Raw genomic sequence first — 13780 nt, 5'->3', positions numbered from 1 at the left:
CTTGAGGGCCTCATGCTCCTGTCATTGATCAAAACGGACCGAGTGTCGCTGAGTGTGTCCGAAAGAATCCGGCGGGTGGCATTCCGCCGGGGAAAAAGGGGATTCTGTGGGGCGTTGGCATTACTGAGGGTAATGTTTCCTCTTGATCCACTTCGGTCGGATGGATCTTGGTCCGGGGTGCGAGGGGCCTGCGACCTGCGGATCGGCCGTACGCCGGAGGGTGCCCGGAAGCCGGACAGCGTGCGCGGGATTCCGGTCACCCGGCCGGGCTCGGGAGCCGCCAGTTCTCGGAGCTCCAGGTGGCCCCGTTCTGCTCGGCGCAGCGCTGCGCCACGAACCGGTCGACCAGCTCAAGTGCCTTGTCCAGACCGGCAGTTCGCTCTTCGGTGCGGCCTGCGGCGACCGCGTCCTCGTGGATCCTGTACTGGTCGTTGGAAAGCCCCTTCTGCTCCCAGTCCAGACCGGACCATTTGCTGCCCTTGAGGGTCTCCTTCGCCCAGTAGGACACCAGAGTTGTGCAGATCTGGGCAGGCGAGGAGGGGTTGGATACGGGCGTTGACGGGGCCTGTTGGGCGTCTGGGGCGGAAGTGGAGCATCCGGACAAGGCGAGCGCCGTGAGGAGCGCGGTGACGCCGTACCGGGCCGCGATGCATGGCTGGGTCCCCATGAAGGGAAGGTAGGCCGTCACCTTCGGTGACACAACAGTCGGCGCAGCACCGCGAGCGGACTGGCGGATTCCGGGCAGACGCCAGGCGGATTCCGGGCTCGGGAGGTCCGGAAGCGGCGGATCCGCGCGGGCGGCGGGGCCGGCCCGTACGCGCCGCAGGCCCGGATCCGGCCCCCGGGAGGGGCGCGATCCGGGCCTGCGGGGCCTGCGGGGCTCGTGGCGGGCGGCTCAGGCCTCGGCGGCGGGCCCTGCGTCGCGCAGCAGACAGGTCAGCCGGGCGCTGCACACCCGCCGGCCCTCCTCGTCGCTGATCACGACGTCGAAGGTGGTGGTGGAGCGGCCGCGGTGCACGGGGGTGGCGACGCCGGTGACGGTGCCGGAGCGGACGCCCCGGTGGTGGGTGCAGTTCAGGTCCACGCCGACGGCGACCTTGTTGATGCCGCCGTGCATCATCGCGCCGACGGAGCCGAGGGTCTCGGCCAGGACGGCGGAGGCCCCGCCGTGCAGCAGCCCGTACGGCTGGGTGTTGCCCTTGACCGGCATGGTGCCGACGACCCGCTCGGCCGAGGCCTCGAGGATGCGGATGTCCATCCGCTCGCCGAGGTCGCCCGCCGAGAACAGCGCGGGCAGGTCGATGCCCAGGGCTGCGTACTCGTCGAGGACCTCCTGCGGGAACTTCACAGCGTGCTGCTCGCCCATGGGCAGGCTCCGTTCGTCAACGATCGTTAACCATCTTGTCCTGAGGTCGTTCTATCAGGCCGGTTCGAAGCGCACGACGACGGACTTGCTCGCGGGGGTGTTGCTGGTGTCCGCGGTGGAGTCGAGCGGGACCAGCACGTTGGTCTCGGGGTAGTACGCGGCCGCGCAGCCCCGGGCGGTCGGGTAGTGCACGACGCGGAAGCCGGGCGCGCGCCGCTCGACGCCGTCCGTCCACTCGCCCACCAGGTCCGTGTACGAGCCGTCCGCGAGCCCGAGCTCCGCCGCGTCCTCGGGGTGGACCATGACGACGCGGCGGCCGCCGGTGATGCCGCGGTAGCGGTCGTCGAGGCCGTAGATGGTGGTGTTGTACTGGTCGTGGCTGCGCAGGGTCTGCAGCAGCAGCCGGCCCTTGGGGGCCTTCGGGTACTCGACGGGCGCGGCGGTGAAATTGGCCTTGCCGGTCTTGGTGGGGAAGCGGCGCTCGTCGCGCGGCGCGTGCGGGAGCCGGAAGCCCTCGGGGCGGGCGGCGCGGGCGTTGAAGTCCTCGAAGCCGGGGATCACGCGGGAGATCCGGTCGCGGATGGCGGCGTAGTCCCGCTCGAACTCCTCCCACGGGGTGGCGGAGGAGGCGCCGAGGACCGCGCGGGCCATGCGGGCGACGATCGCGGGCTCGGAGAGCAGGTGCGGGGAGGCGGGGGCGAGGTTGCCGCGGGAGGCGTGGACCATGCCCATGGAGTCCTCGACGGTGACGAACTGCTTGCCGGAGGCCTGGACGTCCTTGTCGGTGCGGCCGAGGGTGGGAAGGATCAGGGCGCGCCGGCCGGTGACCGCGTGGGAGCGGTTGAGCTTGGTGGAGACGTGCACGGTCAGGGAGGCGCGGCGGATCGCGGCTTCGGTGACGTCGGTGTCGGGGGTGGCGCCGACGAAGTTGCCGCCCATCGCGAAGAGGACCTTGGCCTCGCCGTCGCGCAGGGCCTGGATGGAGCGGACCACGTCGTAGCCGTGCCCGCGCGGCGAGGTGATCTGGAATTCGCGGTCGAGTGAGTCGAGGAAGGCGGGCGCGGGGCGCTCGAAGATGCCCATGGTGCGGTCGCCCTGGACGTTGGAGTGGCCGCGGACGGGACAGACGCCGGCGCCGGGGCGGCCGATGTTGCCGCGCAGCAGCAGGAGGTTGACGACCTCGCGGATGGTGGCGACGCCGTGCTTGTGCTGGGTGAGGCCCATGGCCCAGCAGACGATGGTGCGCTTCGAGGCCAGGATCATGGCCAGCGCCTGCTCGATCTCGGGACGGGTCAGGCCGGTGGCGGTGAGGGTCTCGGCCCAGTCGGCCTTCTTGGCGGTGGCCGCGAGCTCCTCGTACCCGTGGGTGTGCTCGCGGATGAAGGCCTCGTCGGTGGCGCCCTCGGTCTCGATGACGAGCTTGTTGAGGAGGCGGAAGAGGGCCTGGTCCCCGCCGATGCGGATCTGCAGGAAGAGGTCGTTGAGGGCGGTGCCCTTGAGCATGCCGACCGGGGTCTGCGGGTTCTTGAAGCGCTCCAGGCCGGCCTCGGGCAGCGGATTCACCGAGATGATCTTCGCGCCGGCGGACTTGGCCTTCTCCAGGGCGGAGAGCATGCGCGGGTGGTTGGTGCCCGGGTTCTGCCCGGCGACGATGATCAGGTCGGCCTGGTGGAGGTCTTCGAGGGAGACGCTGCCCTTGCCGATGCCGATGGTCTCGGTCAGCGCGGAGCCCGAGGACTCGTGGCACATGTTGGAGCAGTCGGGCAGGTTGTTGGTGCCGAACTCGCGCGCGAACAGCTGGAAGAGGAACGCGGCCTCGTTGCTGGTGCGGCCCGAGGTGTAGAAGAGGGCCTCGTCGGGGGAGCCGAGGGCCGTCAGCTCCTCGGCGATGATCTCGAAGGCCCGCTCCCAGGGGACCGCCTCGTACCGGTCGGCGCCCTCGGGGAGGTACATGGGCTCGGTGATGCGGCCCTGCTGGCCCAGCCAGTAGCCGGAGCGGCCGGCGAGGTCGGACAGCGGGTGGCGGGCGAAGAAGTCCGGGGTGACCCGGCGCAGCGTGGCCTCCTCGGCGACGGCCTTGGCGCCGTTCTCGCAGAACTCGGCGGTGTGCCGCTTTTCGCCCTCGGGCCAGGCGCAGCCGGGGCAGTCGAAGCCGTCCTTCTGATTGACCTTGAGCAAGGTGCGCGCGGTGCGGGAGACGCCCATCTGCTGCTGCGCGATCCGCAGGGTGTGCCCGATCGCGGGCAGCCCGGCGGCGGCGTGCTTGGGGGGCGCGACCTGCGGCGCGTCCTGTACGGGATCACCTGCGGGCGGCTTGGTCGCCATGTCGCTCCCCTTTGAGCAGTCGAGCACCGCGGCGGCGGCCGCCGCGCGTAATTCGTGTGGGCGTCCGATCCTGTCACGCCCTGCGGACATCGCCGACGCCGGAATTGTCAGCGCGGCCGCCTAGGATCGGGGGCGTGGCAGAGAACGCATCGAAGAAGACCGACCAGACGACCGCAGCGGACCGCCCCCGCCTGATGCTCATGGACGGGCACTCCCTGGCGTACCGGGCGTTCTTCGCGCTGCCCGCGGAGAACTTCACGACGGCGACCGGCCAGCCGACGAACGCCATCTACGGCTTCGCGTCCATGCTGGCGAACACGCTGCGCGACGAGGCGCCCACGCACTTCGCGGTGGCGTTCGACGTCTCGCGCAAGACGTGGCGCTCGACGGAGTTCCCCGAGTACAAGGCGAACCGTTCCAAGACCCCCGACGAGTTCAAGGGGCAGGTCGAGCTGATCGGCGAGCTCCTCGACGCGATGAACGTGCCGCGGTTCGCGGTCGACGGCTTCGAGGCCGACGACGTGATCGCCACGCTGGCGACGCAGGCGGAGGCCCTCGGCTTCGACGTGCTGATCGTCACCGGCGACCGGGACTCCTTCCAGCTGGTCTCCGGGCACACCACCGTGCTCTACCCGACCAAGGGCGTCTCCGAGCTGACCCGGTTCACCCCGGAGAAGGTCGAGGAGAAGTACGGGCTCACCCCGCAGCAGTACCCGGACTTCGCGGCGCTGCGCGGCGACCCGTCCGACAATCTGCCCGGCATCCCGGGCGTCGGCGAGAAGACCGCCGCGAAGTGGATCACCCAGTTCGGGTCGTTCGCGGAGCTCGTGGAGCGCGCCGAGGAGGTCAAGGGCAAGGCCGGGCAGAACTTCCGGGACCACCTGGAGGCCGTGAAGCTCAACCGGGTCCTGACCGAGATGGTCAAGGACGTCGAGCTGCCCAAGACCCCGGCCGACCTGGCCCGCGCCCCGTACGACCGCTCCGCCGTCACCGGCGTGCTGGACGTGCTGGAGATCCGCAACGCCTCGCTGCGCGAGCGGCTGCTGGCCGTGGACCCGGGTGCGGCCCAGGAAGAGGCGCCGGCTCCGGCCGCCGGCGTGGAACTGGACGCGAGCGTGCTGGGCGCGGGCGAGCTGGCGCCGTGGCTGGCGAGCCACGCGGGCGGGCCGCTCGGCGTCTCCACCGTGGACAGCTGGGCGCTGGGCCAGGGCAATGTCAGCGAGATCGCGCTGGCCGCGGCCGGCGGCGCCGCCGCCTGGTTCGAGCCGTCCGCGCTGGACGAGGCCGACGAGCAGGCCTTCGCGGCCTGGGCCGCCGATGCGGCGAAGCCCAAGGTGGTGCACAACGCCAAGGGCCTGATGCGGGTCTTCCCCGAGCACGGCTGGACCCTGGCCGGCGTCACCATGGACACCGCGCTCGCCGCGTACCTGGTCAAGCCGGGCCGCCGCTCCTTCGCGCTGGACGTGCTGTCCAACGAATACCTGCACCGCGAGCTCCAGCCCGCCGCGGCCGACGGCCAGCTGGCCTTCGGCGCCGACGAGACGGCCGAGGCGGAGGCCCTGATGGCGCAGGCCCGCGCCGTCCTCGACCTCGGCGACGCCTTCACCGGAAAGCTCGCCGAGGTCGGCGCCGCGGAGCTGCTCCACGACATGGAGCTGCCCACCTCCGAGCTGCTGGCCCGGATGGAGCGGTCCGGCATCGCCGCCGACCGCGACCACCTGGAGGCCATGGAGCAGCAGTTCGCCGGAGCGGTGCAGCAGGCGGTGAAGGAGGCGCACGCGGCGGTGGGGCACGAGTTCAACCTCGGCTCGCCCAAGCAGCTCCAGGAGGTCTTCTTCGGCGAGCTGGACCTGCCGAAGACGAAGAAGACCAAGACCGGCTACACCACGGACGCGGACGCGCTGGCCTGGCTTGCCACCCAGACCGACCACGAACTCCCGGTGATCATGCTCCGCCACCGCGAGCAGGCCAAGCTGCGCGTCACCGTCGAGGGCCTCGTCAAGACGATCGCCGCCGACGCCCGCGTGCACACCAGCTTCAGCCAGACCGTCGCCGCGACCGGACGCCTGTCCTCCACCGACCCCAACCTGCAGAACGTGCCGGTGCGCACCGACGAGGGCCGCGCCATCCGCCGCGGCTTCGTCGTCGGCGAGGGCTTCGAATCCCTCATGACCGCCGACTACAGCCAGATCGAGCTGCGCGTCATGGCCCACCTCTCCGAGGACGAGGGCCTGATCGAGGCCTTCCTGTCCGGCGAGGACCTGCACACCACCGTCGCCTCCCAGGTGTTCGGCGTGGAGCGCTCCGAGGTCGACGCCGAGATGCGGCGCAAGATCAAGGCCATGTCGTACGGTCTCGCGTACGGGCTGTCCGCCTTCGGGCTCGCCCAGCAGCTGAACATCGAGCCCGCCGAGGCGCGCGGCCTGATGGAGACCTTCTTCGAGCGGTTCGGCGGGGTCCGGGACTACCTGGGCCGCGTGGTCGAGGAGGCCCGGGCCACCGGGTACACGGCGACCGTCTTCGGGCGCCGCCGCTACCTGCCCGACCTCAACAGCGACAACCGCCAGCGCCGTGAGGCCGCCGAGCGGATGGCGCTGAACGCCCCGATCCAGGGCACCGCCGCCGACATCGTCAAGGTCGCGATGCTGCGCGTGGACCGGGCGATCAACGAGGCCGGCCTGAAGTCGCGGATGCTGCTCCAGGTCCACGACGAAATCGTGCTGGAGATCGCCCCGGGCGAGCGGGGACCGGTCGAGGAGCTGGTGCGCCGCGAGATGGGCGCCGCCGTCGAGCTCCGCGCCCCGCTGGACGTGTCGGTGGGCGTAGGCGCCGACTGGGAGTCCGCCGCGCACTGAGGCACCGCGCGCCGAGGCACCGCGCACCGTTCACCGCACGCCCGTCCCCGCTATGCCGTGGGGACGGGCGTCCGCGTCTCCTCGTCCGTACGGGACCGCCGGCGCCGGTGCACGAGCCGTACGAGGACCCCGTACAGCAGCAGAGCCACGGTGAGGCCGCCGCCCGCGCCGAAGCAGACGGTCGGGATGATGTCGAGCGGGGTGCGGATCCGGTCGAAGAACGTGAAATAGCGCAGCACGCGCATCGTCACCCCGGCCGCCACGCACACCGCGACCAGGGCGACCGCGCCCAGGATCTCCGCACGGCCGAGCACCGGCACGGACGCGGGAGCGGCGCCGTCGGGCAGCCGGCGCAGGGCGGTCACCGTGAACCAGACCAGGGCGCAGGCCGCGACCGCCGAAGAGCCGTACTGCAGGTACGAGTAGAGGGGAAGGCCGAAGGCGAGCGGCTCCTCGAGCGCGGGCAGCGCGTTCGTCCCCCACCGGTCCAGGTGCGTGAAGCTGTCCCACACCACGTGCGTGAGCGAGCCGACGACCGCCGAGAGGTAGAACCAGAGCGCGAGCGAAGGCAGTCGGCGGCCGCCGCCCCGCCAGTCCTCGCCCCGTGCGAAGGCGTGTATCCGGCCCTGGCGGCGGCGCGGCAGGAGCGCGATCAGCGGTTCGCGCAGCAGCAGCCAGCACCCCGCGAGCACGGCGGTCAGCACGGCGTCCGCGGTGAACACCCCGGGCAGCGAGTGCGTGAACGCGCCGTACGGCATGACGCCCGAGACGACGGCGTCCGCGAAGTAGAAGGTGTCGGGCGCGAACGACCCGAGGACCAGTGCCGATGCGACCAGCGGCCCGCGGGCGCGGCCGGCCCGGCGGACGGCCGGCAGGACGGCGGCCGCATGGCTGAGGGTGAACGGCATGGCACCTCTTCCTTACTTCGGGCCCATGTGCCCCGAACGGTCCGGACAGTATGCGTGAGCTGCACGGGACGTGGGGAAGTCGTGAATTCCGGGCGACGATCCGTGCAGGATGCAGGGAGCTGACATAGGGTCACGCCGACGTCGAGGGGGAGGGGACCCGGCTCATGGCGGCTCGGAAGACGGCTGGGAAGACGGCTCGGCCGGCGGTTCGGTCGGCGGTTCGGTTCGGACGCAGGCTGCGCAAGGGAGGGGCCGCCGCCCTGGTCTGCGCACTCGTGGCCGCCGCGGTGACCGCCTCCCAAGGCCCGCCGGGGGAGCGGATATCCGCGGCCGGCGAGGACGGCGCGCAGGGCGCGCAGCCGTCGGAGCCGGCCGGATCCGGCGGGGACTCCGCCTACTTCACCGAACTCCCGCCCCTGGCCGGCCCCGAGCCCCCCGCGGTCCTGCTGCCGGAGGGAGCCCCGGCGGCGCAGCCCGGCCAGGCGGCCGCCGAGGCCGCAGCGCACAACGAGCCCGTGGCCATGGGCGGCGGGGAGGGCGCGCAGGGGATACCGGCGACCGTCCTGGCGGCGTACCGGCTGGCGGAGAAGAAGGTGGGGGAGAGCGACCCCGGATGCGGACTGCGCTGGCAACTGCTCGCGGCGATCGGCAAGGTCGAGTCCGGGCAGGCGCGCGGCGGCCGCGTGGACGCCGCCGGCACCACGCTGCGGCCGATCCTGGGCCCCGTGCTCGACGGCAACGGCTTCGCGAACATCCGGGACACGGACGGCGGGGAGTACGACGGGGACGCCATGTACGACCGGGCGGTCGGGCCGATGCAGTTCATCCCGTCCACGTGGGCGGCGTGGGGCCAGGACGCGGACGGCGACGGCCGGCGCAACCCGAACAACGTGTACGACGCGGCCCTCGCGGCCGGCCGCTACCTGTGCGCGGGGCCCCGGGACCTGCGGGTGCCCGCGGACCTGGACCGGGCGGTGCTCTCGTACAACCAGTCCGGGGAGTACCTGCGGACGGTGAGGTCCTGGTTCACGTACTACCTCAAGGGGACGCGCGAGATCCCGGACGGCAGCGGCGCACAGCCCCCGACGCCCCCGACCCCGAAGCCCACCCCCACCCCCACCCCGAAGCCGACCCCGACGCCTACGCCGGACCCGAAGCCGACGCCGAGCCCGACCCCGCCCCCGAAGCCGACCCCGACGCCTACGCCGGACCCGAAGCCGACCCCGACGCCCACGCCGAGTCCGACACCGTCCCCCACGCCCACGCCCACGCCGACGCCCATGCCCACCCCGACACCCAGCCCGACCGTGACCCCGTCGCCGACGTCCAGCCCTACGCCGACCGCCGAGGCGAGCCCGTCGCCGAGCCGGACCCCCGCTCCCACGGGAACCCCGTAGTCAAACGGTTCTCATCTCGCTCGCGCGTTGCTACGGTGCCTCCGCCCTGACACCCCATCAGATTCCGGAGGCCCGGCATGCGCGCATTCGTCGCCGCCGCCATCGGGCTGGCCGCCGCGCTGGCCCTCGTGTTCGCCATCACGGCGTTCGGGGTGCCGGAAGGCAAGACCTCGCCCAAGCCGCTGCTCACCACCGCGCCCGCCGCGCCCGGAAAGTAGAGGAGGCCGGCCATGCGACGCAGAGCGAGCCTCGTCCTGCTTGCCCTGGCGGTGTTCTGCGCAGCCCTCGCACCGCTGCTGCGCTGGTACGCGTACCCCCGGCTCGCCAAGATCCCGCCGAACCAGTACCAGGAGATGGTCCTGGAGGCCAAGGACGCGACCCTCCTCGACTACACCGCCGGCATGGAGCCCAAGAAGGTCGACAAGGTCACCATCGTCCAGACCCTGAAGGGCAACGTCGAGGCGTCGAAAGAGATCGAGGCGAGCGCCGGCAAGGACGTCGTCGTCTGGGACACGCTGTCGTACATCATGGGCCCGGACGGGAAGATGGTCTCCCAGATCCCCGAGCGCTACATCTTCGACGCCCACACCCAGGACCCGGTCCACGCCACCGGCGAGATGGTGGACGGGGACCCGGTCAGACGCGAGGGCATCGAGTTCAAGTGGCCGTTCTTCACCGAGCCGCGCGACTACCTCTACTTCGACGCGCAGACCCGCAGCTCCTCGCCCATCCACTACGTCGGCCCGCGCACGTACAAGGGGATGGACGTCTACTACTACGAGCAGACCGTGCCGTGGACGAAGGTCTCCCTGCCGAAGAAGATGCCGATCGAGGGCATCGACCCGGCGACGTTCGAGCAGAGCACCGGCACCAGCCTCTGGTATCAGGTCAAGGCGATGTTCTGGGTCGACCCGGTCACCGGGGCACCCGTCAACGCCGAGCAGATCATCGAACAGGAGATGCGCGGCGGTATCGCGGCCGGCGCCCCCGACGGCAAGCTCACCGTCTTCGCCGGGCACGTGAAGATGCGCGAGGACTACGCGAAGTACACCCTCGACCTGGTCCGGTCGAACCGTACGAAGGTCCTCGCGCTGCACACGTACGCCCCGGCCGGCCTCGCGGCCGGCGGGCTCGCGCTGCTCGGGCTGGCGCTGTGGCTGGAGGCGCGGGGCCGCGGCCGCCGCGGCGAGACCGAAGAGGGGCTCACCGCCTGAGGCGGGCGTTGGTGTGCCGGGTGGGCTCGGCGGTCGCCGGATCCTCCGGCCAGGGGTGCTTGGGGTAGCGGCCCCGGAGCTCGGCGCGCACGGCGCGGTAGCCGCCCCGCCAGAAGGAAGCCAGGTCGGCGGTCACGGCGGCGGGCCGCCCGGCCGGGGACAGCAGGTGCACGAGGACGGGCACCCCGGCCACCCTCGGGGTCTCGGCCAGCCCGAACAGCTCCTGGAGCTTCACGGCGAGGACCGGCTGCCCGTGTTCGGCCGAGTAGTCCACCCGGATCCGGGAGCCGCTGGGCACCTCGATCCGCTCCGGGGCCAGCTCGTCGAGGCGGGCGGCTTCACCGGTGGCCCAGGGCAGCAGCCGGTTCAGCGCCTGCCCGGCGTCGATCCGCCCGAGATCGGCCCGGCGCCGGGCCCGCGACAGCTCGGGCTCCAGCCAGTCGTCGGCGCGGTCCAGCAGGGCGGCGTCGTCCCGGACGTCGGGCCAGGCGCCGCCGAGGGTGCGGTGCAGGAAGCCCAGCCGGGCCCGGAGCGCCTCCGCATCCGCGGACCAGCGCAGCAGGCCGAGCCCCTCGGAGCGCAGGCCGTCGAGGAGGGCGGCCCTGACGAGGTCCGGGGCCGGGTTCTTGAGCGGGCGCACGGCCAGCTCGACGGCCCCGAGCCGTTCCGCGGCGCGGGCGACGAGGTCCCCGTCCTCCCAGCGCACCTCTTCTCCGGCGGTGAGGAGGTGCCCGGCGGCATCGCGGGCGGTGTCCTCGTCGATGACGGCGGCCAGCCGGACCCGGGCGGACGCGGAATGCGGGGCCCGGTCGGCGACCGCGACGGCCAGCCAGAGCGCGCTGCGCAGCGGTGACCCGTCGCCGACCTCGGCGGCGGTGCCGCCGGCCATGAGGAAGGCACCCTCGCCCTTGGCCTTCGCCACCCGCTCCGGGAACGCCAGCGCCGCGACCAGCCCGGCGGCGGCGTCGTCGGCCACGCCGCCGCCCGTCGAGCCGCCGCCCGCCGAGGTGCCGACCGTCGAGCCGCCGGGCCCCGAGGCGTCGGCCGTTGAGCCTCCGGCTGCCGAGCCGCCGCGCGCTGAGCCGCTGCCCGCCGAGGTGCCGCCCGCCGTGGTGCCGGGCCCCGAGGTGTCGGCGATGTGGGCGCCGGGTGAGGAGTCCCCTGCCCGCCCTTCGCCCGACGGGCGGCGGCCGGGGTCGCAAGCCCCGGTTTCGGGAAGGGGCGGGGTGGGGGAGGTCCCCGCAGGGTCCGGAACAGCCCGACGCAGCCGCTGGGCCTCCGCGCGCCAGCGGGCGGCGTAGGCGTCGCCGCCCGCGCGGGCCCGCCGCCAGGCGCCGGCCAGGTCGTCCCCGTACTCCCGCGGCGGTTCCTCGCTCAGCAGCGCGACCAGTTCCGCCGCCCGGCGGGCCCCCACGGCGACGGCTCCGTCCAGCAGCGCGCGGGCGAGACGCGGGTGCAGGCCCAGCCGGGCCATCCGCTGCCCGCGCGGGGTGACCCGGCCTGCATGGTCCACCGCGCCCACCGCCACCAGCACCTCCCGCGCCGCGGCCATCGCCCCGGCCGGCGGCGGGTCGAGCAGCGCCAGGCCCGTCGCGTCCGGGTCGCCCCAGCAGGCGGCCTGCAGCGCGAACTGCGCCAGGTCGGCGATCCGGATCTCGGGGGAGGGGAACGCGGGCAGGCGGCCGTCCTCGGCCTCCGGCCAGCAGCGGTACACCGCCCCCGGTGCCTCGCGGCCGGCCCGGCCCGCCCGCTGCCGCCCGGCCGCGCGGGACGCCCGTACGGTCGCCAGCGCGCCCAGCCCCCGGGCATGGTCCACCCTGGGCTCGCGGGCCAGCCCGGAGTCCACGACCACCCGTACCCCCGGCACGGTCAGGCTCGACTCCGCCACCGCCGTGGAGAGGATCACCCTGCGGTGGTCCGCGGCCGTCAGCGCCGCGTCCTGGACCGCCGCCGGGGCCCGGCCGTGGACCTGGAGGACCTCCGCGTCCACCCCGCCCAGCTGCCCCGCGACCCGGGCGATCTCGCCGACGCCGGGCAGGAAGCACAGCACGTCGCCGCTGCGTTCCGCCAGCGCCCGCCGCACCACCGAGGCCACGTGCGCCAGCTGCGCCGGGTCCACCCGCATCCCGTGCGGGGGCCGCACCGGCCGGGGCGGCGGGGCCCAGACCGTCTCCACCGGGTACGAGACCCCCGCGGCCTCCACCACCGGCGCGCCGCCGAGACGGCCACGACCGAGCACTCGGGCCCAGCCGGCGGCGTCGGTCGTCGCCGACGCCGCCACGAGCCGCAGCTCGGGGCGCAGGGATTCCCGTACGTCCAGGAGGAAGGCGGCGACCGTGTCGGCGTCGAGGTGCCGCTCGTGGCACTCGTCCAGGATCACCAGGTCGACCCCGGCCAGCTCCTGGTCCCGCTGGAGCCGCTGGAGCAGCACACCGGTGGTGACGACCTCGACCACCGTCGCCGGCCCCGCCACCCGCTCGCCGCGCACCGTGAAGCCCACCGAGCCGCCGACGGCCTCGCCCAGCAGCCAGGCCATCCGCCGCGCAGCCGCCCGGGCGGCGATCCGCCGCGGCTCGGCGACGACCACCCGGCGCCGCGGTCCGCCGCCCGCCAGCCCGGCCAGGACCAGCGGCACCAGCGTGGTCTTGCCGGTGCCGGGCGGGGCGCAGAGCACCGCCGTGCCGTGGGTGTCCAGCGCGGAGACCAGCGCCGGCAGGGCCTCCCGTACGGGCAGCGCGTCGAGCTCGGCCTGGCGGCGCGGGCGGGACGGAGGGGACTGAGAGGACTGGCGGGACTGAGGGGACTGGCGGGACTGGCGGGTCAACGGGGTCTCAGTCCCTCTCGCAGACGAAGATCGCGGTGCCGGGGATCAGGTTGCCGCGCAGCGGGGACCACCCGCCCCACTCCTGGGTGTTCCACGAGGGCCACTCCGGTTCCACCAGGTCGACCAGGCGGAACCCGCCGGCCACCACGTCGCGGACCCGGTCGCCGAGGGTGCGGTGGTGCTCCACGTACACGGCGCGGCCCTGCTCGTCCTGCTCGACGTAGGGGGTCCGGTCGAAGTAGGAGGCGGCGACGGACAGCCCCTCCGTGCCGGGCTCGTCGGGGAAGGCCCAGCGGATCGGGTGGGTGACCGAGAAGACCCAGCGGCCGCCGGGGCGCAGCACGCGGTGCACCTCGCGCATGACGTTGACGGGGTCGGCGACGAAGGGGACGGCCCCGTACGCGGAACAGGCCAGGTCGAAGGAGGCGTCGCGGAAGGGCAGCTTCCCGGCGTCGGCCTCGACCAGCCGGACCCCCGGCACATCGCTGCCGCCGATGCGCAGGGCGTGCTGGAGCTGGCGGTGGGAGAGGTCCAGGGCCACCGGGCGGGCGCCCCGGGCGGCCAGCCAGCGCGAGCACTGGGCGGCGCCGGCGCCGATCTCCAGGACGTCCTTGTCCTTCAGGGACTCCGCCGGGCCGAGCAGCGCGGCCTCCGCCTCGTCCAGGCCCTCGGGCCCCCAGACGAAGCGGTCGTCGCCGAGGAACGCTCCGTGCTCGTTCTGGTACTCGTCGGCGTTGCCGTCCCACCAGCCGCGGCTCGCCCGGCTGCTCTCCGCATCGTCGGCGTCACGCCGGGTGGCCTCGGCGTCCTCGCCGGCGCCACTGTCGGCTTCGTACGCTTCTTCGGGGTCGTAGTCCTCTTGGTTCATGGGGCCTGTCGTCGTAGTCTGCG

Annotated in this window: 10 protein-coding genes; 4 read left to right on the top strand and 6 right to left on the bottom strand. The window is 73.4% G+C overall.

The features are described 5' to 3' along the window. Positions 1 to 256 precede the first annotated feature (256 nt). From AB0I68_RS00885 to AB0I68_RS00875, 3 genes are all read right to left on the bottom strand, one after another. Positions 257 to 667: a hypothetical protein gene (locus AB0I68_RS00885; RefSeq protein WP_363175003.1), complete on the bottom strand. Its 411-nt coding sequence runs from the start codon at positions 665 to 667 to the stop codon at positions 257 to 259. Positions 668 to 895: 228 nt separating this feature from the next. Next, positions 896 to 1366 carry a hotdog fold thioesterase gene (locus AB0I68_RS00880; protein WP_363175002.1) on the bottom strand — a complete coding sequence of 157 codons (471 nt, stop codon included), beginning with the start codon at positions 1364 to 1366 and terminating at the stop codon, positions 896 to 898. A 54-nt stretch (positions 1367 to 1420) separates the two neighbouring features. Beyond that, positions 1421 to 3691 carry an FdhF/YdeP family oxidoreductase gene (locus AB0I68_RS00875; RefSeq protein ID WP_363175001.1) on the bottom strand — a complete coding sequence of 757 codons (2271 nt, stop codon included), beginning with the start codon at positions 3689 to 3691 and terminating at the stop codon, positions 1421 to 1423. Between the two features lie 134 nt (positions 3692 to 3825). Between AB0I68_RS00875 and polA the strand changes: the two genes are divergently transcribed. Next, positions 3826 to 6546 carry a DNA polymerase I gene (gene polA / locus AB0I68_RS00870; RefSeq protein WP_363175000.1) on the top strand — a complete coding sequence of 907 codons (2721 nt, stop codon included), beginning with the start codon at positions 3826 to 3828 and terminating at the stop codon, positions 6544 to 6546. Positions 6547 to 6596: 50 nt separating this feature from the next. On the opposite strand, the gene AB0I68_RS00865 is transcribed toward polA, so the two are convergent. After that, a complete protein-coding gene (locus tag AB0I68_RS00865) occupies positions 6597 to 7454 on the bottom strand; it encodes a DUF4184 family protein (RefSeq protein WP_363174999.1) in 858 nt (285 codons plus the stop codon). A gap of 275 nt (positions 7455 to 7729) precedes the next feature. Between AB0I68_RS00865 and AB0I68_RS00860 the strand changes: the two genes are divergently transcribed. The 3 genes from AB0I68_RS00860 (at position 7730) to AB0I68_RS00850 (ending at position 10065) form a co-directional block, all read left to right on the top strand. Further along, positions 7730 to 8851 (top strand): lytic transglycosylase domain-containing protein, encoded by a 1122-nt coding sequence (locus AB0I68_RS00860; RefSeq protein ID WP_363174998.1) that lies wholly within the window; start codon positions 7730 to 7732, stop codon positions 8849 to 8851. 77 nt (positions 8852 to 8928) lie between these two features. Next, a complete protein-coding gene (locus tag AB0I68_RS00855) occupies positions 8929 to 9069 on the top strand; it encodes an SPW_0924 family protein (protein ID WP_107093454.1) in 141 nt (46 codons plus the stop codon). Positions 9070 to 9081: 12 nt separating this feature from the next. Further along, positions 9082 to 10065 carry a DUF3068 domain-containing protein gene (locus tag AB0I68_RS00850; RefSeq protein WP_363174997.1) on the top strand — a complete coding sequence of 328 codons (984 nt, stop codon included), beginning with the start codon at positions 9082 to 9084 and terminating at the stop codon, positions 10063 to 10065. Here AB0I68_RS00850 and AB0I68_RS00845 read toward each other — a convergent pair. Next, positions 10055 to 12799 (bottom strand): ATP-dependent helicase C-terminal domain-containing protein, encoded by a 2745-nt coding sequence (locus AB0I68_RS00845; protein ID WP_363175361.1) that lies wholly within the window; start codon positions 12797 to 12799, stop codon positions 10055 to 10057. The two genes, AB0I68_RS00850 and AB0I68_RS00845, sit on opposite strands and share 11 nt — an antisense overlap. Before the next feature lie 97 nt (positions 12800 to 12896). Continuing rightward, the gene (locus AB0I68_RS00840) at positions 12897 to 13757 is read right to left on the bottom strand and encodes a class I SAM-dependent methyltransferase (RefSeq protein ID WP_363174996.1); all 861 of its coding nucleotides are present in this window, start codon (positions 13755 to 13757) and stop codon (positions 12897 to 12899) included. Positions 13758 to 13780: the final 23 nt, after the last annotated feature.

This window comes from Streptomyces sp. NPDC050448, assembly GCF_040655295.1.
Taxonomy (GTDB): domain Bacteria; phylum Actinomycetota; class Actinomycetes; order Streptomycetales; family Streptomycetaceae; genus Streptomyces.
This window is presented reverse-complemented; position numbering and strand designations above follow the sequence as displayed.